Source organism: Gordonia sp. LUNF6, from assembly GCF_047041125.1.
GTDB lineage: Bacteria > Actinomycetota > Actinomycetes > Mycobacteriales > Mycobacteriaceae > Gordonia > Gordonia sihwensis.
The window spans coordinates 201,821-221,578 of record NZ_CP178181.1 but is presented as its reverse complement, the minus strand read 5'-3'; the positions used below and the strand labels follow the sequence as shown (position 1 = coordinate 221,578).

20 protein-coding genes and 1 pseudogene are annotated in these 19,758 nt (G+C 68.6%); 9 read left to right on the top strand and 12 right to left on the bottom strand.

Translation table 11 applies throughout. The features are described from left to right. Positions 1–35 precede the first annotated feature (35 nt). The gene (locus ACK8HH_RS01045; RefSeq protein ID WP_006897151.1) at positions 36–920 is read left to right on the top strand and encodes a Rieske 2Fe-2S domain-containing protein; all 885 of its coding nucleotides are present in this window, start codon (positions 36–38) and stop codon (positions 918–920) included. On the opposite strand, the gene ACK8HH_RS01040 is transcribed toward ACK8HH_RS01045, so the two are convergent. Then, positions 883–1,362: a hypothetical protein gene (locus ACK8HH_RS01040; RefSeq protein WP_006897152.1), complete on the bottom strand. Its 480-nt coding sequence runs from the start codon at positions 1,360–1,362 to the stop codon at positions 883–885. The genes ACK8HH_RS01045 and ACK8HH_RS01040 overlap by 38 nt on opposite strands. Beyond that, a complete protein-coding gene (locus tag ACK8HH_RS01035; protein ID WP_006897153.1) occupies positions 1,359–3,689 on the bottom strand; it encodes a molybdopterin oxidoreductase family protein in 2,331 nt (776 codons plus the stop codon). Before ACK8HH_RS01035 ends, ACK8HH_RS01040 begins: the two co-directional genes overlap by 4 nt. A gap of 233 nt (positions 3,690–3,922) precedes the next feature. Here ACK8HH_RS01035 and ACK8HH_RS01030 point away from each other — a divergent pair, with 233 nt between their 5' ends. The 3 genes from ACK8HH_RS01030 to ACK8HH_RS01020 all read left to right on the top strand — a co-directional run bounded on the left by ACK8HH_RS01030 (position 3,923) and on the right by ACK8HH_RS01020 (position 6,360). Then, positions 3,923–4,234 carry a GlsB/YeaQ/YmgE family stress response membrane protein gene (locus ACK8HH_RS01030; protein ID WP_006897154.1) on the top strand — a complete coding sequence of 104 codons (312 nt, stop codon included), beginning with the start codon at positions 3,923–3,925 and terminating at the stop codon, positions 4,232–4,234. 576 nt (positions 4,235–4,810) lie between these two features. Next, entirely contained in the window at positions 4,811–5,734 is a 924-nt protein-coding gene (locus ACK8HH_RS01025; RefSeq protein WP_062367826.1) for an LCP family protein, read from the top strand. 80 nt (positions 5,735–5,814) lie between these two features. Next, the gene (locus ACK8HH_RS01020; protein WP_006898078.1) at positions 5,815–6,360 is read left to right on the top strand and encodes a ferritin; all 546 of its coding nucleotides are present in this window, start codon (positions 5,815–5,817) and stop codon (positions 6,358–6,360) included. A 24-nt stretch (positions 6,361–6,384) separates the two neighbouring features. On the opposite strand, the gene ACK8HH_RS01015 is transcribed toward ACK8HH_RS01020, so the two are convergent. The 4 genes from ACK8HH_RS01015 to ACK8HH_RS01000 are packed head-to-tail and all read right to left on the bottom strand — an operon-like array spanning position 6,385 to position 9,506. Then, complete coding sequence (locus ACK8HH_RS01015) at positions 6,385–7,350, bottom strand: DUF5926 family protein (protein ID WP_412475470.1); 966 nt, start codon at positions 7,348–7,350, stop codon at positions 6,385–6,387. Between the two features lie 58 nt (positions 7,351–7,408). Beyond that, complete coding sequence (locus tag ACK8HH_RS01010; RefSeq protein WP_085950764.1) at positions 7,409–8,197, bottom strand: glycerophosphodiester phosphodiesterase family protein; 789 nt, start codon at positions 8,195–8,197, stop codon at positions 7,409–7,411. Beyond that, positions 8,194–9,156, bottom strand: coding sequence for a DUF4328 domain-containing protein (locus ACK8HH_RS01005; protein ID WP_062367824.1), 963 nt, complete (start codon positions 9,154–9,156; stop codon positions 8,194–8,196). The genes ACK8HH_RS01010 and ACK8HH_RS01005 overlap by 4 nt, the downstream gene beginning before the upstream one ends. Next, a complete protein-coding gene (locus tag ACK8HH_RS01000) occupies positions 9,156–9,506 on the bottom strand; it encodes a rhodanese-like domain-containing protein (protein ID WP_006898082.1) in 351 nt (116 codons plus the stop codon). Before ACK8HH_RS01000 ends, ACK8HH_RS01005 begins: the two co-directional genes overlap by 1 nt. A 442-nt stretch (positions 9,507–9,948) precedes the next feature. On the opposite strand from ACK8HH_RS01000, the gene ACK8HH_RS00995 reads away from it, so the two are divergent. Beyond that, on the top strand, positions 9,949–10,683 hold the full coding sequence (locus tag ACK8HH_RS00995) for a VOC family protein (protein WP_412475469.1): 735 nt from the start codon (positions 9,949–9,951) through the stop codon (positions 10,681–10,683). A gap of 28 nt (positions 10,684–10,711) precedes the next feature. Here the strand turns inward: ACK8HH_RS00995 and ACK8HH_RS00990 are convergent, their stop codons facing one another. Beyond that, positions 10,712–11,776 (bottom strand): winged helix DNA-binding domain-containing protein, encoded by a 1,065-nt coding sequence (locus ACK8HH_RS00990; RefSeq protein WP_346077537.1) that lies wholly within the window; start codon positions 11,774–11,776, stop codon positions 10,712–10,714. A gap of 9 nt (positions 11,777–11,785) precedes the next feature. Further along, positions 11,786–12,505, bottom strand: a complete 720-nt coding sequence (gene msrA / locus ACK8HH_RS00985) for a peptide-methionine (S)-S-oxide reductase MsrA (RefSeq protein WP_006898085.1) — start codon at positions 12,503–12,505, stop codon at positions 11,786–11,788. 117 nt (positions 12,506–12,622) lie between these two features. On the opposite strand from msrA, the gene ACK8HH_RS00980 reads away from it, so the two are divergent. Together ACK8HH_RS00980 and ACK8HH_RS00975 are read left to right on the top strand one after the other, a co-directional pair. Next, entirely contained in the window at positions 12,623–12,766 is a 144-nt protein-coding gene (locus ACK8HH_RS00980) for a hypothetical protein (protein ID WP_156150494.1), read from the top strand. A 123-nt stretch (positions 12,767–12,889) separates the two neighbouring features. Further along, a complete protein-coding gene (locus tag ACK8HH_RS00975; protein WP_045539355.1) occupies positions 12,890–13,519 on the top strand; it encodes a superoxide dismutase in 630 nt (209 codons plus the stop codon). 103 nt (positions 13,520–13,622) lie between these two features. Here ACK8HH_RS00975 and ACK8HH_RS00970 read toward each other — a convergent pair whose 3' ends face one another. The 4 genes and pseudogenes from ACK8HH_RS00970 to ACK8HH_RS00955 all read right to left on the bottom strand — a co-directional run bounded on the left by ACK8HH_RS00970 (position 13,623) and on the right by ACK8HH_RS00955 (position 17,971). Further along, positions 13,623–14,171, bottom strand: coding sequence for a dihydrofolate reductase family protein (locus tag ACK8HH_RS00970; protein WP_006898087.1), 549 nt, complete (start codon positions 14,169–14,171; stop codon positions 13,623–13,625). Then, positions 14,168–15,123, bottom strand: a pseudogene (locus ACK8HH_RS00965) (helix-turn-helix domain-containing protein). Before ACK8HH_RS00965 ends, ACK8HH_RS00970 begins: the two are co-directional and overlap by 4 nt. A gap of 71 nt (positions 15,124–15,194) precedes the next feature. After that, positions 15,195–15,944 carry an energy-coupling factor transporter transmembrane component T family protein gene (locus tag ACK8HH_RS00960; protein ID WP_006898089.1) on the bottom strand — a complete coding sequence of 250 codons (750 nt, stop codon included), beginning with the start codon at positions 15,942–15,944 and terminating at the stop codon, positions 15,195–15,197. Continuing rightward, on the bottom strand, positions 15,944–17,971 hold the full coding sequence (locus tag ACK8HH_RS00955) for an ABC transporter ATP-binding protein (RefSeq protein WP_045539365.1): 2,028 nt from the start codon (positions 17,969–17,971) through the stop codon (positions 15,944–15,946). Before ACK8HH_RS00955 ends, ACK8HH_RS00960 begins: the two co-directional genes overlap by 1 nt. Before the next feature lie 160 nt (positions 17,972–18,131). On the opposite strand from ACK8HH_RS00955, the gene ACK8HH_RS00950 reads away from it, so the two are divergent. Beyond that, positions 18,132–18,860 carry a TMEM165/GDT1 family protein gene (locus ACK8HH_RS00950; RefSeq protein WP_006898091.1) on the top strand — a complete coding sequence of 243 codons (729 nt, stop codon included), beginning with the start codon at positions 18,132–18,134 and terminating at the stop codon, positions 18,858–18,860. Positions 18,861–18,980: 120 nt separating this feature from the next. Further along, the gene (locus ACK8HH_RS00945; RefSeq protein WP_006898092.1) at positions 18,981–19,742 is read left to right on the top strand and encodes an SDR family oxidoreductase; all 762 of its coding nucleotides are present in this window, start codon (positions 18,981–18,983) and stop codon (positions 19,740–19,742) included. Positions 19,743–19,758: the final 16 nt, after the last annotated feature.

The window sequence follows — 19,758 nt, the reverse complement described above, 5'->3', positions numbered from 1 at the left end:
GCACGGATGAAACCGCCAGAGAGGACCTCGGGTCGATGGACGTGCCACAGAGACTGATCGATCGCATCAGCGAGTTCGAGGAGGCCGATCGGGCCGCAGCGCCGCTCGCCGGTGCGGTACACCGCGTGACTCGGCGCGATGCGGTGAAGAACGCACTGTCGGGCAGCGCACTCGGCCATCAACTGCATCCGGTGCTGACCGATCTGCCGATCGGCGCCTGGACGATGGCGTCCGCGCTCGACTACTTCGGCGGCACTCGTCACGCGGACGGCGCGAGGCGGCTGGTCGCGCTCGGTGTGCTCAGCGCTGCGCCCGCCGCTGCGGCCGGAGCCTCCGATTGGTCGGATTCGTACGGCGGCGACCGGCGGATAGGCCTCGTCCACGGCGTGATGAACCTGGCGGCCACGGGTGTGCACGCCTGCTCATGGGTGGCCCGGATGCGCGGGCGATCGAAGGCGGGGGTGGCGCTGAGCACGATAGGTCTCGCCCTCACGGCGGGGGCGGGGTACCTCGGCGGCCATCTCTCGTTCGCCCGCGGCGTCGGCGTCAACCGAACCGCATTCGAACCAGCGGTCACCGAGTGGACGCGAGTGGCGGCGCTGCACGAGCTCGAAGAACGCAAACCCCTGCGTGTCGAGGCCGCGGCGGTGCCCGTCGTTCTCGTGCTCGTCGACGGCCGCGTCCATGCGCTCTCGGCCACGTGCATCCACGCCGGGGGCCGGCTCGACGACGGGATGGTGATCGATGAAGATTCCGGCCCGTGCCTCGTGTGTCCGCTGCACGGCAGTACATTCCGTCTCGCGGACGGCGGCATCGAGCGAGGGCCGGCCGCGGTGCCGGAGCCGCGCTGGCAGGTGAGAATCGACAGCGGTGAGATCTGCGTCAGCCGGCGGACAGTGCCTGCGGCGAGAGGGTTCTGACCAGATTCCTGGCCCATTCGAACTGGCGCTCAGCTTGTGACAGACACTGATCGACGAGCGCGGAGCACTCGGAATCGTTGGTAGCGGCGGCGCCTTGGCCGAGGATCTCCCACTGCATCGTCAGCCCTGCGATCCGTTGACAGACGCCGCACAATTCGGCGACCGGCAGAAGCGACGCGGGGAGCTCTCGGGCCGGAGTCTCGAACACACTCGACGGGCCGACGGCGGCCTGAGTGTCGAACGTCGCCTCCGACTCGACGCCGCGAGCGACGGCCAGCGATCTGACGGCACCGGCGTGATTGCGCGACCAGGCCGCGAGATCCGCAGCGAGATAGTGGATCTCAGGGTCGGTCGGGTGGTCTCGTGCGATCGATTCCAGCTCCAGGGCGAGAAGTCGTTCGGAGCGCTCGAGTTCACGAAGGAGGAGGCCCAGGTTCTTCATCGCGTCCCCTCGCTCTCCCTGGAGAGCAATGCGATGGCGGCGGCCGCGGTTTTGAATATCGGTTGCTTGGACGCCGGATCCCAGTCCGTGAGCGTCAGCTCGTTGGCGGCCCGGTCGTGAGCTGCCGGTGATTCCACGTCCCAATAGCCGTAATGGAAGGGCAGAAACAGCACCCCCGGTCGAATGTCCGCGATCCGTGCGGCGGCGCGCACCGTGCTGCGGGGACTTCGGATCTCGACCGGATCGCCGTCGCGAATGCCGTGGGTGGCCGCATCTGCCGCTGACAGCTCGACCCACACCTCCGGGGCCGCACCGTTGAGTTCCGGTGCCCGGGCGGTCTTGGTTCGGGTGTGGAAGTGGTAGACGGTCCGCCCCGTGATCAGGGCGAAAGGGTATTGCGCCGACGGTGGTTCGTGCGGCGTCTCATAGTCTGCGGACTTGATCAGCGCGCGTCCTTTCGGATCGTTCGCCCGGTACCGGGTGGCGTCGACGGGAGATCCGGTGATCAGGTCCTTGCCGTACGTCTCGCACTCGTCGGCCGCGGTCCAGAAACGACCGTCCGCATAGAGGCGTGCCGTGCCGCCGGGCGCGGTGTCCGTGCACGGCCACTGCACGCTGCCCTGCTCACGCAGCCCCGCATAGCTCATGCCGCTGTAATCGCAGAGTCTGCCGGCGCTGCACCGCTTCCACGCTTCGAACACGGCCTCCGCGTTCGACCACGGCGTCAGCGGGCGGCCGTCTCGGTCACGGAAGTCCATCCGTCGCGAGAAGTCCAGAAAGATGTCCAGATCCGCACGGGCCCCTCCGGGTGGGTCCACCGCCTTCTCCGACAGGTGCACGGTGCGGTCCGCGTTGGTGAAGGTACCGACCTTCTCGCCCCACGCCGCCGCGGGCAGCACCACGTCGGCGAGCATGCCGGTCTCGGTGAGGAAGATGTCCTGCACCACCAGGAACAGACTCTCCTTCGAGAGGATCGACCGTACCCGGCGCAGCTCCGGCATCGAGACAGCGGGATTGGTCGCGGAGACCCAGAGCATCTTCAGCGATTCCTGCTCGGCGTACCGGAAGATCTGCATCGCGTGGGTCGGCGGCGCGAAATGCGGGATCGTCGCCGCATCGACGTTCCAGACCGAGGCGAGCTCTCTCACGTGTGCGGGGTTGGCCCAGTTCCGAAAACCGGCCAGGTCGCCGTCGGCGCCGCACTCACGGGTGTTCTGTGCGGTCGGCTGCCCGTTCATCTGCAGTACGCCGCAGCCCGGACGTCCCAGCATTCCTCTGAGCAGGTGGATGTTGTTGACCTGTACCGCCGACGCCGTGGCTTGATGCGACTGGTAGAACCCCTGCAGGACCGTCGACAACAGTCTCTGGGCTTCGCCTATCAGCCTCGCCCCATGCCGGATGTCGTCGGCCCCGACTCCGCAGATGTCTGATACTCGCTCCGGCGGGTACTGCGAGACGAGGTCGGACAGGTCCTCGAATCCGACGGTGTGTTCCCGGATGAACTCGTCGTCGATCCACCCGTTGACGACGAGTTCGCGCAACAGACCGTTCATCAGTGCGAGGTTCGTTCCGGGCAGCGGCGCCAGATGGACGCTCGCCCGTCGCGCGACCGCGGTTGTCCGCGGGTCGACGCAGAGGAGCTTCGGCGGATCCGGAGCCGCGAGACGGTCGAGTATCCGCATCCAGGTGACGGACTGGGTCTCCGCGACGTTGTGCCCGAAAAGCGCGATGACGTCCGCATGGTCGACATCTGCCAACGTACCGGGTTGGCCGTCACTGCCGAACGATTCCTTCAGTGCTTCACCGGCGGTAGCGGTGCACAGGCGAGTGTTGCCGTCGAGGTGGTTCGTACCGATCCCGGCGCGGGCGATCACGCTCAGCGCGTAGTACTCCTCGAGGAACAGCTGGCCGGATGTGTAGAACCCGATCGAACTCGGGCCGCTGGAGTTCAGCAGGTCCTCGGCGTGTTCGGCGATCCGGCTCATCGCGGTGTCCCAGTCGGTGGGGACGAGTTCACCGTCCTTGCGCACCATCGGCGTGCTGAGCCGGTCCGGGGAGGCGTTGGCCTTCCAGCCGTAGCGGTCTTTGACGTCGAGCCTTCCGCGGTTGATCCGGTCGTCGGCACGGCCTCGGATTCCGACGATCCGACCTCTCCGGACGGCGATCTCGAGGCCGTCGCCATTCGAGTGAAGAACCGACGCGGTCGGTACCCAACAGTCCACGTCGTCTGACGTCGTGCCGGCCGCCAGCTCGGTATCGACCCGTCGCGGCCACATCTGGGCCCTCTTGTACGGGGTGCGCGGCCCCCAGATGTCGGTCACGGCCATCACTCCCCTGCTTGACAACGCTGTCGCTGCCCAGCGGGTACCCGACCGAACCGCTCTGAAACCTCGGCGAATCTCGACGCGACTCCCCGAGGAGAAGGCTCTCGCGGTCGTACGTGGGCGTACGAGCCCGCACAGCCGATGCCGACGGATGTTTCGTCTCCGGGGTCCGCGGGCATTCCCCGTGAAGTTCTCCACCGACCTGCAAAGACCGAGATCTCACTCAAGGAGCCGGCATGACCGACCACCTACTGCTCGCCGACGAGGTTCTGGCGCGCTCGTCCATGTTCACCTCTGTGGGCTGGATCGGCTACATCATCATCGGCGGCGTGGCGGGATGGCTCGCAAGCAAGATCACCGGCGTGGACGCACAGATGGGCCTGTTCGCCAACATCGTCGTGGGCGTGGTCGGTGCTCTGATCGGCGGATTCGTGCTGAGCTTCTTCCTCGACACCGCCAGCGCCGGGATGTGGTTCACATTCCTCACCGCGCTCGCCGGTGCGGTGTTGCTCCTCGTCGTCCTCAAGGCCCTTTCACGACGAGCCTGACAGTCTCGTCGCTGAGACGACGGCTGCGGCGACGGTCTGACCGGCGACCTCGCCCGAGGTGCCGCGCCGCTCGGCGGCCGCACCGACGGTGGCGGGACCGGTAGCGTAGTTCAGATGAACTCCCAGCGACCCGAGCCGCCGTACCAGCGGCGACCGAGCGGAGGCCCTCGACCGGAGGCGCCGACCCGCAGGGTCTCCGGTCCGCCGCCCGGGGAGCCGGGCTACCGGCCGCCACTCGCGTGGTCGCAGGAACCCGACCCCCGTTCGCGGCGACGTTCGCCCGCGCCGCCGCCCCAGAACCCGCTGCCCCCGAACCGGCAGGCGCCGCCCGCCGGTCCCCGCCCGGCCGCTCCCGGCGCGGTCGGCTACGCCCCGCGCCAGGAGCCCCAGCCGGTCCCGGCGGGGCGGCGGCGCCCTCCGTCTCCCGCACCGGCCGCAGGTGACGCACCGCCTCGCCGTCGCTCCGACGAGAGGCGGTCCACACCGCCGCCGACTCCGCCCCGGCGCCGCGGCCGCGCCGCGACCTCTCCCAAACCGCGCAAGCGCAGGCGGTTCCGGCTGGGCCGGATCCTGCTCGTGATCGTGCTCCTGCTCGTCGTGATTCCAGTCGGGCTGCTGTTCTATTACGACGGCAAGCTGCATCGGGTCAACGCCCTGTCCGGCTATCCCGGACGGATCGGCGATACTCCCGGAACCAACTGGCTGATCGTCGGAACCGACTCCCGTCAGGGACTCACCGAGGAACAGAAGAAGAACCTGGCGACCGGTGACGCCGACGGAGCGCGCACCGACACCATCATGATGGCGCACCTGCCGACCTCGGGTAAGCCGATGCTCATCAGCATCCCCCGCGACCTGTACGTGCCGATCCCCGGAATGGGCAGCCACAAGATCAACGCCGCCTTCAACAACGGCGGGCCGCAACTACTGGTCCAGACCGTCGAAGAGTTCACCGGCGTCCGCATCGACCACTACGCCGAGATCGGGTTCGGCGGCTTCGACAACCTCGTCGATTCCGTCGGCGGGGTTCAGATGTGCCTCGATCAGCCCCTGCACGACCCCAAGGCCGGGCTGAACCTGCCCGCGGGATGCCAGAGACTCGACGGCGCTCAGGCACTCGGACTGGTGCGCACCCGCGCCTTCCCCAACGCCGACCTGGAGCGAGTGGTGAACCAGCGCAAGTTCCTCGCGGCACTGATGTCGAAGGCCACGAGCCCAGGGGTGCTGCTCAACCCGTTCCGGCTGTTCCCGTTCGTCAGCGGGGCGGTCGACGCGGTCACCGTCGACAGCGGCGACCACATCTGGAACCTGGCCTGGCTCGCGTACAAGATCAGCGGTGATCCGATCACCACGACGGCGCCGGCCGACGGCGACGAGTTCACCGACGACGGCGACTCGCTGATACCGGGCGAGACGACGAAGAGTTTCTTCGACTACATCGCGCGCGGCCGGGCGGTTCCAGCCGATCTGCTGAGCGGAGGAACCGGCGCCGTGTCGTAGTGGCCGCCGCCACCGAATCGGAGTCGGGCGCCGCCCGTCGCCACCAGCCGGGTGCGGAGCCGGGCCATTAGACTCGTCCCATGACCGAAACGCCGCGCACGCCGTTCCATCAGCTGCTGCACGACCAGATCAGCAACGAGTTCTCCGCATCTCAGCAGTACATCGCGCTCGCGGTGTACTACGACAGCCACGACATGCCGCAGCTGGCGAAGCATTTCTACGCCCAGTCCGTGGAAGAGCGCAATCACGCGATGATGATCGTCCAGTACTTCCTGGACCGCGACATCGATGTCAAGATCCCCGCCGCCGACGCCCCGATCACCGAGTTCGACGACTACCGCGGCCCGATCGAACTCGCGCTGAAGCAGGAGAAGATCGTCACCCAGCAGATCGTCGATCTGGCGAAGACCGCCCGCGACAGCGGCGACTACCTCGGCGAGCAGTTCATGCAGTGGTTCCTCAAGGAGCAGGTGGAGGAGGTCGCGACGATCACCACGCTCCAGACCATCGCCGACCGCGCCAACGGCAACATCTTCGATCTCGAGAACTTCGTGGAACGCGAGGTCAACAACGGCGGCCCCGCACCCGACGCCGCCGAACCGCCGGCCGCGGGCGGAAACCTCTGACGGCCGGCGGGACGGCTCCGGCGGCTACCGCAGCGTGACCTGACGCCCGATGATGCCCGCCCGGGAGCTTCGCTCGGCGGCGGTGAGGTCGGAGGTCTCCGCCAGCGCCTCGGTCAGCCGGGCGTCGAACTCCTCGACTCCCGAGTGCCATTCCTCGTGGTGCGCCTCGGGATCGAGGTCGAAGACCGGAACCACCAGACCGTGGGTGCGGAACGAACCCGCGAAGCGCGAACCCTCGCCCAAGGTCAGCCCGCCGGCCGCGTGCACGCGGGCGAGTGCGTTCATCAACGCGGTCTCCTCCTCCGGACGCACCCACCTCAGATGTGCACGATCGCCTGCGTCGACCCACCACGGTGCACCGACCCCGCTCGACGGGTGCAGCCGGGCGGTCGGAAGGATTGTCGCGTTGGCGCGCTCGAGCATCATCGAGAGCTCCGCCGGAACGTCGGAGTCGTCGGCGAACCACCAACCGAAGTCCTCATGCACGACCACCTGGAGTTCGGCCTCCGGGTCGATGATCTCGGTGAGCGGACGATCGAGCACGCCGCCCGGGTAGGTGTCGCCGGCGGCGGCTGCACTCGCCCAGGTCAGAGCCGCGGACAGCGAGCCGGCGAGGTCGGCCGGCTCGGGGTTGGTCTGCAGGGCCACGAGGCCTCCGGTGACCTTCCCGCCCTCGTCCCCCTCCGCCGCTCCGCGCTCGCCGAAGACCGCTGCGTCGCGCTGCCGGACCTGGGCCGGCACCGCACCGGGCAGAATGGTCGCGAAGTCGGCTTCGTGCGCCGCGTCGAACTCTGCGGCGAACGGCACCCGGGCAGTGGCGGAAGCGATGAAGGCGCGCAACGCCACCAGATCGCATTCCGCCTTGAGTCCTTCGAACGGGCGCGCCGGCGCCGCCAGTGCGGCTTCCTGCCGTGCCTTGCGGGCGGCGATCCGCTCGGCTCGATTGCTCCCCGGACGCGGGCCGCTGCCGCGCTTACTCTTCTTTCCCATGCGACCAGCCTCTCATCCGCCGGGACGCGGCGCACGAGGGCACCCGATCGCTGGCGTCTCACTCCACCGTGACGAGCCAGTCCCGGACTCGGGCCGGGTAATTGGTCGCCAGCCAGCGCACGCCGAGGTCGGCGCACAGCTGCACGTCGGCCTGGTCGTCGCACGTCCACGCGTAAGTGACGCGGCCTGCTGCGGCGGCCCGATCGACGAGGTCGGGGTGCAGCCGCAGGGTCTCGATGGACGGTCCGACACCGGTGGCGCCGACAGCCGTGGCCGCCGTCCCGCCGATGATGCGGATGCTGTCGCCGAGGAGGATCGTCGGGAGTATCGGTGCGGTGCGCCGCACCCGCCACACACCCGCCGGGGAGAACGAGATCACGACGGCACGGCTGTGGTCGGCAGACGGCGGCGCAGCGACGCCGAACTCGTGGAGGACTTCGAGGAGTTTGAGTTCCACCATGCTGCCGAAGCGGACCGGATGCTTGGTCTCGATGAACAACCGCACCGGCCGATGCCAGTCCAGGGTGAGGGTGAGCAATTCGCGCAGGGTGAGCACCGACGCCGCCCGGCCGCTTCGGTGCCACGAGCCGAAGTCGTATTCACGCAGTTGCGCCAGGCTCATCTCGCTCACCACACCACTCGCGTCGGACGTCCGGTCGATGGTGCGGTCGTGGATGCAGACCAGTTCGCCGTCGGCGGTCAGCCGGACGTCGCATTCGAGGCCGTCGGCGCCCTGCGACAGCGCCAGCTCGTAAGCGGCCAACGTGTGCTCGGCCAGCTCGCCGGAGGCGCCGCGATGCGCGACCACCGCGGGCTTGCCCGAGCGCGAGATACCCGCCGACATCATGCCGCCACCAGTCGTCGTCCGGATGCGCTGGAACCGACCGGACCGGTGAGGACCGTCACCAGCCGCGGACCCACCCAGTGGGCGAAGACCGCGGAGACCGCGAGCGAGAACGTGACCAGCGCGAGCGCATTGGCGCTCACCTGGACCGAGTCGCTGAACCATGAGCCGATTCGATAGCAGACCGCGATCAGCGCGACGAGATTGACGATCGCCCACGCGGTCCCCAGACGCTTGATGCGTCCGATCGCCGGAGCCGGAGCGTCGCCGCACAGCGCGGCCTCGCTGAGCAGCAGGGGGATTCCGACGACATTGGCCAGCGGCACCGCCGCCAGCGCCAGCACCACGCGGGCCGGCCGCGGGTCCCGGCGGTCGGCGGCCCGATACGCTGCGGCCCGCGCCGGAAGCAGCCAGCGCACGAAGGCCACGAGTGCCACCAGCATTGCGACGAAGGCGAAGACTCCGAAGACGAGCACCGCGGCGCCCGAGAGCAGATCCAGCCACATCGGAATCGGCGTCGAGCGGTTGACGGCCGCGATGACGTACCGGATCAGATGCACCACCGCCGCCGCGCCGAGCATGGAGGTCGCCATCCGCAGCGCGCGCAGCAGCGCGTCGCCGGGGTCCGCGGGCTCCGGGTTCTCCCCCGGCGAGATCGGCCCGCGATCCGACAGACCCCAGCGCGGTATGTACCGGTACGACGGGGTCGGTGTCCATTCGTGCGCGCGGACCGTGACCGGAGCCGGACGCGCCTCGGCCGGACGGTCGGCGACCCAGCGCAGACCGGCCCGCGCGACACTCGTGCGCGGTGCCGAAGCCCCTCGCGCGGCACCGGACTGCGGCCGCTGAACCACGCGGCCCTGTGCGTCGAGCACCATGAGCCGACGGCCGCAGCGCGGGCACAGTTCACGTCCCTCGCGATGCGGCGCCTGGATGCGGCAGCTGGGGCAGACGTCGAGCATCAGGCGTCGCCGCTCCCATACATCCCTTCGGTTCCGGTGTCGACGGGCTTGTCCGCCGCCTGCCACGCCACCATGCCGCCCTCCACGCAGGTTCCGTCGATACCGCGCATCGCCAGGTACTGGAGCAGGCGGAACGATCGCCCACTGGTCCGGCATATCACCAGGAGTTCGGAGTCGAGGTCGATCTCGTCGATCCGCGCGGGCACGTCGTCGAGCGGGATGTGCAGCGCCCCGCGCACGTGGGCTTCCTCCCACTCGTAGTTCTCTCGAACGTCGAGAAGGACCTTGTCGGTGACATCGCTGAAGTCGTCGGGGAGGTCGGTGACCGCCACCGTCTCGATCTCGTCCATGCTCACCGTTCCCATGCTTCCACAAGTGCCCCGAACTCGATGCGGAGCCGCCGCGGATGACCGCATCGCGGAGCCTTCGGCGCTACCACAACCGCCCAGCGGCGCAACGCGCTCACCCATATGCAAGGTTGCATATTTTTATCCACAGCGGCGTGTCGCACTGTCGATCCACACATACCCACAACCTCCGCCAGCCCTGTGGACAGCCCTGTGGATTTGTGGATAAGGGGAGGTGAAGCAAGACTTTCTGTGTCGCACGTCTCATTCCGGCTGACAATTCCCTGAATCTTCATCGCATTTCCCCTGGATTGTCGCCTGACGGCCAAGCGATTCTTCCCCAAGTGCACTGTGGACAACGTGGGGATAACCCAGTCGAACAAACCCTCAAGTTCTACTTGCGACTTGCTCGGGCGCTGATCGCGGCACACTACACTCCGAGGTTGTGCACGTGCGCTGGCTCACCGCTTTCTTCGACTTCCCGGCCTCCGAATTCGGCGCGGAGGTGACCTTCTGGCGCGCGATCTCCGGCAGTACGGTGTCCCCGCCGCGCGGCGAGTTCAAGGAGTTCGCGACGCTCGAACCGTTCCACGGCGACCCTTATCTGCGTGTTCAGCGGGTCGACGGCGGTCCGGGCGGGATGCATCTGGATCTCCACGTGGACGATCCGTCGCAGGCGATGCTCGAGGCCGAGTCGAGGGGCGCGACGGTCGAGTCCGTCGCCGACGGTGTCGTGACGATGCGCTCGCCCGCCGGCGGCGTGTTCTGCCTCATCCCGTGGCGGAACGAATCAGTCCGGGCCCGGCCCATCCGGTGGCCCGGAGGAGGCATCAGCATCATCGATCAGCTCCGATTCCAGGTGCCGTCCGCCGACTTCGGTACCGAGGTGCAGTTCTGGGCCGGACTCACCGGCAAAGACGCCGGCCCCACCGAGGGCGTCGATGCGGTCGCTCTCAACAACAGTCCCCGACTCTCGCTGCAGGTCGTCATCATGCGGACCGACGAGAGCATCGCCAGCGCGCACACCGCGATCGCCGCCACCAACGTGCCGGACGAAGTGGAGCGGCACGAGGGCTGGGGCGCGACGGTCGTCGCACGCTCCGCCGACTGTGTGCAGATGGCCGACCCGTGCGGCCGGCTCTACTGCATCACTGCGCGCAATCCGCGGACCGGTGTGTGAGACCACCCCCGACTGCCCCACGCGTCCGTCAGCCCAATTCGGCGAGTCTGCGGGCCTCACGTTCACACTCACGGCGCTGCGCCGGCCGCAGGTCCACGAGCTCGGTGAGCTCGACGCCGGCCGCCGTCCGCCGCCAGGTCCCGGCCAGTCGCCCGTCCGCCAGGATGAATCCCGGCGACTGCCCGTTGGGTGTCACGGTCCGCGCGTAGACGTCCGGGTCGGCGACTCGGGCGCGGTCGGCGGCGGTGAAGATCACGTTGTCGAAGGGTGCGACGAGCCGAATCGGCACCGCGGTTTCCGGATCAGCGAGCGCCAGCCCGTCCAGGTCGTACAGCGTCCGTCCGTCGGGTCCGGTGAGACGCACCAACTCCCAGTCGTCCGTCATCTGCTCCAGTACCGGGCGCAGTCCGCGCAGACCGGACCAGGTCTGCACCGCCGCGACCGTCGACGGCCCGAAACCCCTCAGGTAGAGGCGGATCAGGTCGCGAATCGCCTCATCACCGGCGACGGCCGGCTCCCCCGGTCCGATCCAGTCGTCCAGTAGGCGGAAGGCCGGGCCGCCCGGCCGTCGCCACAGTCCCCGCGGGGGCGTCTGGACCAGCGGCATCCACGCCCGGACCACCGCGGCCATCGCGTCGACGGGTTCGGCCGGCCAGGTCTCCGAGAGCGCCGTACGCAGCCGGGCCGCCGTCACGGGCTCGGGTCCACCGCCGATGATCCGCGCGCCCACGGCCGCCACCTCGTCCGGGGTCGGACCGTCGAGTCGTCGGACGTGATGGCGAGCGCCGCTGATCAGCGTCGGGCTCAGCAGCGCCCTGATCCACCGCGCGTCGAGGGCGTCCATCAGGAAGACCGTGCCCCGCTGAAGCGCCATCCGGACCATCGATCGATCCTGGATCAGACTGTCCAATTCGGCTGGATCGAAGTCCTCGATCCGGGAGGCGAGCGCATAGAACGCGGCCTGCGGATCCTGCGACTGCAGGCCGACGCACCGGTCGACGACCTCCACGGCGTCCTCGTCCACCCGCTCGATCAGGTGTTGCCGCTCGAGCAGCGTGCGGTTCCATTGGCGCAGACTGATCGCTCCGGTCACGGCCGCGAGTCAGCCTGCCGCCGGGAACTCCAGGCCCGTGGTGGCATGGCAGCGGTATCCGTTGGGGTTCGTGAACAGATACTGCTGGTGGTAGTCCTCGGCGTAGTAGAACATCCCGTCGCCGGCCTCCGACATCAGCGAGATCTGGCTGGTCACCGGACCGTAGCCGGCAGCGGCGAGGACCGGTTCGAACCGGCGTGCGGCGGCCGCGGCCTGGTCGGCCTCGGCCTCGTCGAAGGTGAAGACGGCCGACCGGTACTGAGTGCCGATGTCGTTGCCCTGCCGCATCTCCTGGGTGGGGTCGTGCGAGGTGAAGAAGACCTCGAGGATCTTCTGGAAGGTCAGCACCTCCGGGTCGTAGACCACAAGCACCGACTCGGTGTGGCCGGTCTGTGCGGTGCACACCTCCTCATACGTGGGATTCGGCGTGTAGCCGCCCGCGTACCCGACGGCGGTGGTGTGGACTCCGGGCAGCTGCCAGAAGATCTCCTCGAACCCCCAGAAGCATCCGCCGGCCAACACCACGGCGCGCAGGTCCGGGCCCCAATCGCCGATACCCGCCGGAGCGAACTCTCCGTTCTCGTCGGCCGCCCCGCGCAGCGGCCGATGCAGCACCCGATGCTCCGCCGGTATCGGCATCGGCGCCCGACGGCCGGGAAGTGCGTCGTCGCGAGCCACCATCACGCGTTTGACGTCGGCTGCGGCCAGAATCCGATCGAAGAGGCTCATGCATTCCAGCGTACGTCGATCCGGACGGTTGTCGGGGCCGTCGATCCCGAGTAGCGTCTGGTACCCAGGAAGTCTGGTGTGAGGCACATCACGTCCAACAGTCGGGGAGGCTCAACGATGGCGGGACAGGCACGGTCAGCACTCGATCGGCCCGCGGAGGACACTTCACGTCTCGACCTGCACATCGGACAGCAGTGCGCCGCGACCGCGGCCACCATCGCGGCGATCATCGTGGCGATCGTGCTCGTCGTGCTCATCTGAGCCCGGGCGGTCGGCGGGTTTCGCGCAGTCGGCCGCCCTCTGTTGCAAAGCGTCTCAGTCTACGGAAATGTAGAAACCAGACCCGGGTACGGATCTTTCACACTTTCCACAGAGAGGACCATCGTGGCTGAATACACTCTGCCTGAGCTGGACTACGACTATGGCGCCCTGGAGCCGCACATCTCCGGCAAGATCATGGAGCTCCACCACAGCAAGCACCACCAGACCTACGTGAACGGTGCCAACACCGCTCTGGAGAAGCTGGCCGAGGCGCGCGAAGACGGCACCATCGCCGGCAAGGTCTACGGACTGTCGGCCAACCTCTCGTTCCATCTCGGTGGCCACACCAACCACTCGATCTTCTGGAAGAACCTGTCGCCCAACGGCGGCGACAAGCCCGTCGGCGACCTCGCCGACGCGATCGCCAACGATTTCGGCAGCTTCGACAAGTTCCAGGCCCACTTCACCGCGGCGGCCACCACCCTGCAGGGCAGCGGCTGGGCCATCCTCGGCTGGGACACCATCGGACAGCGTCTGGTCATCGAGCAGCTGACCGACCAGAGCGGCAACACCTCCGCCGCCCTCATCCCGGTCGTCATGCTCGACATGTGGGAGCACGCCTTCTATCTCGACTACCAGAACGTCAAGCCGGACTACGTCAAGGCTTGGTGGAACGTTGTGAACTGGGCCGACGCCGGCGAGCGCTTCGATCGCGCCCGCACCCAGGGCGCGGGCCTCATCGTCCCGGCCTGACACTGGGCCCGGCGACATACCCGGCACGGCGGCCCGGCACCGAAAGGTGCCGGGCCGCTCTGCGTCTCGGGAGGGGCCGGCCCGGAAGGGACCGGTCCGACTGTCACTGCGACGGGCCCCTGGCCCCCACCACGCGATAGCGCGCGATCACGAAGGCCTTGTTCCGGGCGGTCTCGAGCAATTCGAAGTCGAAGGGCCGGGTGAACAGCGGCCGCCCCGCTCCCAGCGCGACCGGGGCGTAGCAGACCACCATCTCGTCGAGCATCCCGTCCGCGGCGAAGGCGGCGGCGAGGCCGCCGCCGCCGACCACCCACACGCCGAGTTCACCGGCCGCGGTCTCCAGGAGTTCGCGGTGCTCGGCAGGGCTTCCGGAGATCACTCTCACCGTGGGATGCACCAGGGGCAGTTCGCGGTGACTGAAGACGAAGGTCTGCTGATCCGGATAGGGCCACGGCTCGTCGGGCGTGTGCTCGAGCACCCACTCGTAAGTGGTCGCGCCCATCACGATCACGCCGGTCGCCGCCATCAGGTCGGCGATCGAGAACGGACCGTCCTCGTCGATCGGCTGCGACAGCAACCAGTCGAGCGAATCGTCCGGATCAGCGAGGAATCCATCGAGTGTGGAAGCGGTGTAGTACGTGTAGTCGGTCATGGGGTTCCTCCTCCGGTGTGGCGTCGGTGCCAGACGATCGGGTCGGGGTCGAGGGCCGGAACGTCGACGTCGACGCCCGCGTCGCGGAGCATCCATCGCACCAGCAGCCGACGGTGTGCCGAGAACGTCAGTTCATGAGCCACGATCTGGCCCAGCAGAAAGGACTCGGGCGGTACACACAGCGCATCGACCACTCGGTCCGACCAAGCGTCGCGACGATCGATGTCGCGGACGGTGGCGAGCCAGCGCGCGGAGACATCGGCGTGCCGGTCCCTCAGCGCCCCGATCTCGCGGACCGGTGTGAGGTCGGGCATCTGTTCGCCGGCGATCGTCGCCAGCCACGGCTGCTTGCTGACCACGAGATGCCACATCACCTCCGACGTGATTCGTCCGGCCCGTCCCAAGAACGCGGACGGCTCCCGGGCAGCCTGCGCCGCGTGTACTCGTCGTCGCCGAGTTGCGCGACGGCGTCGATCAGCACACCGATGTCCGCGACGTCGTGCCTGGACATGATCTCGACGACGTCCCCGGCCGGTCCGGAGCCTGCCGTGCGGCTGTCGCCGGCGTCCACGTAGAGCGCGGTCGGCGAATGGAAGTGGATGCCGTTCGGGGCCGGCAGCCAGTGGCCGGATCGATCGGCGGGCGGCAGAGCCGTCGGGGGGTGTCCGTACGCGCGGGCGAAGGCCCGGCTGAACCCCTCCACCGATCCGTAGCCGTTGGCGAAGGCCGTCTCGGTCACCGAGGCGCCGCGCTGCAGTTGCCACGCGGCTCGTTCCAGGGTCACTCTGCGCCGCAGCGCCACCGGCGACTCGCCACTTCCCTGCCGCACCTGCCGCGCGAAGTGGAACTGCGAGGTGTACGCCTCGCCCGCCATCGCATCGAGATCGTCGTTCGCGTCGTCGAGAACCGCGTCGAGGAGCATGCGCAGCGGATCGGGCCTCGGTTCGCTCATGCACCGAGTATCCCCGGGGCGCTCGGCCGGACGCTTGACCGTTCTTGCTGTGTTCGACGGGCCGCCGCTGACTACAGGTAGATCACGCTCACGGTGACCGCGGCCGCACACGCCACCGCGAACACCCCGAGCACCAGCGCATCGATGCGGCCGGGACGGGACGGATACGCGGTCAGCCGCCCGGTGCCGCCGCGCGCGGTGATGGCCTCGGCCATCTCCGAACTGCGCCGCATGGCCGACGACATCGCGGCCACGATGATGTCGAGCACCGACAGCTCCGCCGAAGGGTGTCCGGAGTCCGAACTCGACCGCGGTCGCAGTCGGTGCGCGGCCCACAGGAGCCGGATCTCCTCCACGAGCAGCGGAAGGCCGCGGAGCGCCAGGGCGATGGTGACGGCCCATTCGTCGACGGGAAGCCGGAGGATCCGCAGCGGCGACATCAGGCGCGCCAGCGCCGGCGCCAATTCGGCCATCGGAGTCGTCCAGATCACGAGCACCGACATCGACACCACCAGCAGGCCGAGGAGAACCCCGCGCAACGCCGTGATGCCGCCGTCGCTGCCGCGGGCGATCCACGACCACACCACCGTCGCCGCCATCAGCGCCCAGAACCACCACGGCGGCCGCGGCAGCGCGCCGAGCGGGATCTTGGCGATCAGCACGAAGGCGATCAGGCAGATCGCGACGAAGCCGAGCCCGGGCCAGGAGGGAAGGACCCACGTCATGAGCCCCAGGACGAAGATGATGATCAGCTTGCTGCCGGCCCACAGCCGGTGCACCGGCGAATCGCCGGGGATCTCGCGCAGCATCGGAATCTGCATCACAGACCGCCTTCCAGCACACCGTCGACCAGTTCGATCCGACGGTTGCACACCCGATCGAGCGACTCCAGATCGTGCGAGATGATGATGATGGTCGCGCCCTTCTCCCGCAGTCCGGCGAGGACGGCGAGGACCTCCTCGCGCGCCTGCGGATCGAGTCCGGCCAGCGGCTCGTCGAGCACCAGGAGTTCCGGCCCCGAGGCGATCAGGGAGGCGAGCACCACGCGGCGCATCTGACCTCCGGAGAGGGCGTCTACCCGCCGCGCGGCGATCTCCCTCGGCAACGCGACCAGGTCGAGCACATGCCCGACCTCGGCGGTACCGACTTCGAGACCGCCCACCGCCATGATCTCGTCGGCGACCGTCGTCTTCTGCAATTGCAGTCGCGCGTGCTGGAAGCCGAGTCCCACGTCGCCCACCCGCTCCGCCGTCGGCTCACCGCCGAGCAGCACCGAGCCGCGGGTGGGGGTGATCAGTCCGGCGAGAATCCAGGCGAGGGTCGACTTCCCGGAGCCGTTGCCGCCGACGATGAGGACACCGTCACCGGAATTGACCTGGAAGTTCACCGATTTCAGCGCGGTGACCTCCCACGGCGATCCGGGCAGATAGGTGTGCGCCAGATCGCGGACCACGAGCAGCGCCTGCCCGTGCTCGTCGTGCCGTTGCGGTAGCGGGGGGCTGATCGCCTCCGGCCGCATCCACTCCGGATGGTGCTCCACCACCCGGCCCGCCTCGAGGTGGATCACGCGGTCTGCGGCGCGGGCCTCGGAGTCGCGGTGGGTGATCAGCACGACGGTGATCGCCCGGCGGCGCGGGAGTTCAGCGAGGATCTCGATCAACTCGGCGCGCCCGACCGGGTCGACCATCGACGTCACCTCGTCGGCGATGAGCAGCTGCGGGCTGCGCGCGAGCGCGGCGGCCACCGCCAGTCGCTGCTGCTGACCGCCGGACAGATCAGTGGTCTCGCGGTCGCCGAGTCCGGCGAGACCCACTTCCGCGAGCAGTCCGTCGACGTCGACCTCCGCGTCGTCGGGCAGTCCCCACACGAGGTCGTCCGCGACCCGCGCACCGAGCATCTGGGCTTCGGGCCGCTGCAGGACGAGTGCCGTTCCGCCCTCTCGGCCGAGGCCGGGCGCACCCGGGCGGTCGACGATACCGATGGTCGGATCCACCCCGGCCAAGAGCTTGGCGAGCGTCGACTTCCCGGAACCGTTTGCGCCGACGACAGCCACGAACTCACCGCTGATCAGCGAGAGGTCGATGTTGTGGAGCACCTGCCGGTCCGACCCCGGATAGGTGTAGCCGACCCCGGCCATGCGCAGCGGAAGGGGCTCCACGGGGCGATCGCCGTCGGCGATCCCGGCGATCTCCAGGGTGTCCTCCAGCGGCACCTCGTCGAGGCGGTCGAGCACCTTGCCCAGCAGCCACCCGGCGATCAGCAGCGTCACCAGCGTTCCGATCACGCCGGGAATCCACATCCACAGCCACCAGTTGTCGACCACATTGCGCGAGAGCGCGTCCATCGCGTCGCCGACGGCGTCGAGTCTGATCGCGCGCGCGGTCTTCGCGATTCCGGTCAGCACGTTGTCGAGGACTTCGAGTGCCAGTTTGCGCAGCGGCACCAGTACCCACATCAGCAGTACCGACACCCCGGCGAGGATCGGCGAGGCCAGCAGCGACATCAGCGCCATGGCGGGCATCCGCCCGCCGCGCCGATGCACCTCGCCGATCAATCCGCCCATCACCGCCGAGACGAGCACCGCGAAGGCGGGCCCCAGTCCGGCGACCACGAAGGTCACCGCCACCGTCGTGACGATCGCCGCCAGGACCGCCCGCGGGCGGGTGCGCGCCGCGAGCAGCGCGACCGGCACCGGTGTCATGAACCCGAGCGCCGCCGCCAACGGCACCACGGAGACGATGACGGCGGGCACCACCGTCAGACCACTGAAGATCGCGATGGCCGCGATCTCACGGGCACGCAGGCCCCCTGTCGGCGTCGCCGGGACGTCGATTGCTTTGCTGACCACCTGTCCATTGTGCCCGGTCGGGGTGCCGGACACCGACGCTCAGGGCTCCCGGGGCGGGTCGGTACGGGTACCCGAATCACCCCTTTTGGGCTCCCTACCAGCGATTTTCCAGGCCGTCGATCTGTTGCGTACGGCAGATAGGCCGCCCTAACCTAGCGATATGTTCGCCGCTCTGATGCTCAGCTCGGGCATCATCTTCGTCGCCGAGCTGGGCGACAAGTCTCAGCTCATGGCGATGACTTACGCTCTCCGATACCGCTGGTGGGTGGTACTGGCCGCGATCCTGACCGCGACCACCCTCGTCCACGCCGTCTCGGTCTTCTTCGGTCATTTCCTGGGCCTGTCGATACCGTCCGACATCATGTCGGTGCTGGCCGGACTGTCGATGCTGGTCTTCGGACTCTGGACGTTGCGGGGCGACGAGCTCGACGAAGAGGAGTCCGCCCGGGCGCGACGGGTCGGTGCATCGGTGTTCCTGGCCGTGATGAGCTCGTTCATGCTGGCCGAACTCGGCGACAAGACGATGCTCGCCACCATCACGCTCGCCACCGATCACGACTGGGTGGGCGTGTGGATCGGCTCGACGGTCGGCATGGTCGCCGCCGACGCGCTCGCGATCGCCGTCGGCCGACTGCTCGGCAGGCATCTCCCCGAGCGCGCCATCGCGGTGGGCGCGGCGGTCCTGTTCTTCGGATTCGCCGTCTGGCTGCTGGTCGAGGGTCTGTCGGGTGCTTCCGGAGTCCTCGTGGCCGTCGCGGTCCCGGCCGCGGTCCTGATCGTCGTCGCGGGTGTGTTCTGGATCCGGGTGACGCATCGGCGCAGGCAGGCGCGCTCGCAGGTCGCCGAACACGACGTCGCCGAAGCCGACCGGATCCGCGAACTGTACTGAGAGAGGCTTGCGGGTACTATTGCATCGGCCCTACCGAGCGAGCGCTCGGGGTTGTGGCCGATCAATCCGTCACGGTGCCCGGTCCGGTGCGGGCCGCACCCGCCTGAAAGGAATTCGTCCATGGACGTCACAGGTTCCGCAGTCATCGTCACCGGCGCCGCATCCGGCCTGGGTGCCGCCACGGCACGTCGGTTCGCCGAGCAGGGAGCGACCGTCTTCGGCATCGACCTGCCGCAGTCGATCGAGAAGGCGGAGTCCGTCCCGGGCGTGCAGTTGGTGGCCGCCGACGTCACCAGCGAATCCGAGGTCCAGGCCGTCATCGATCAGATCGCCGAAGCCGGTCTGCCCTTGCGCGCGGCGGTCAACTGCGCGGGCGTGGGCTGGGCGTCACGCATCCTCGGCAAGGAGGGCCCGCACGATCTGGAGCTCTTCCGCAAGGTCATCGACATCAACCTCGTCGGCACGTTCAACGTGATGCGCCTGGCCGCCAACCGGATGCAGCATGAGTCCGCGGTCACCGACGACGGCGCTCGCGGCGTCATCGTCAACACCGCGTCGGTCGCGGCCTTCGAGGGCCAGATCGGGCAGATCGCCTACACGGCCTCGAAGGGTGCCGTGCATGCCATGACGATCTCCGCCGCCCGCGACCTCGCTCGAGCCGGCGTCCGCGTGTGCACCATCGCCCCGGGCACCATCAACACCCCGATGCTCGCCGGCGTCACCGACGAGTTCAAGAAGACGCTCGAGGCGGGCATCCCGTTCCCGCAGCGTCTCGGCGAGCCTTCGGAGTACGCCGACCTCGCGGCGTTCATCGTCTCCCACGACTACCTCAACGGCGAGACCATCCGCATGGACGGCGCACTGCGCATGGCTCCGCGCTAGAGGACCTCGCGCAGCG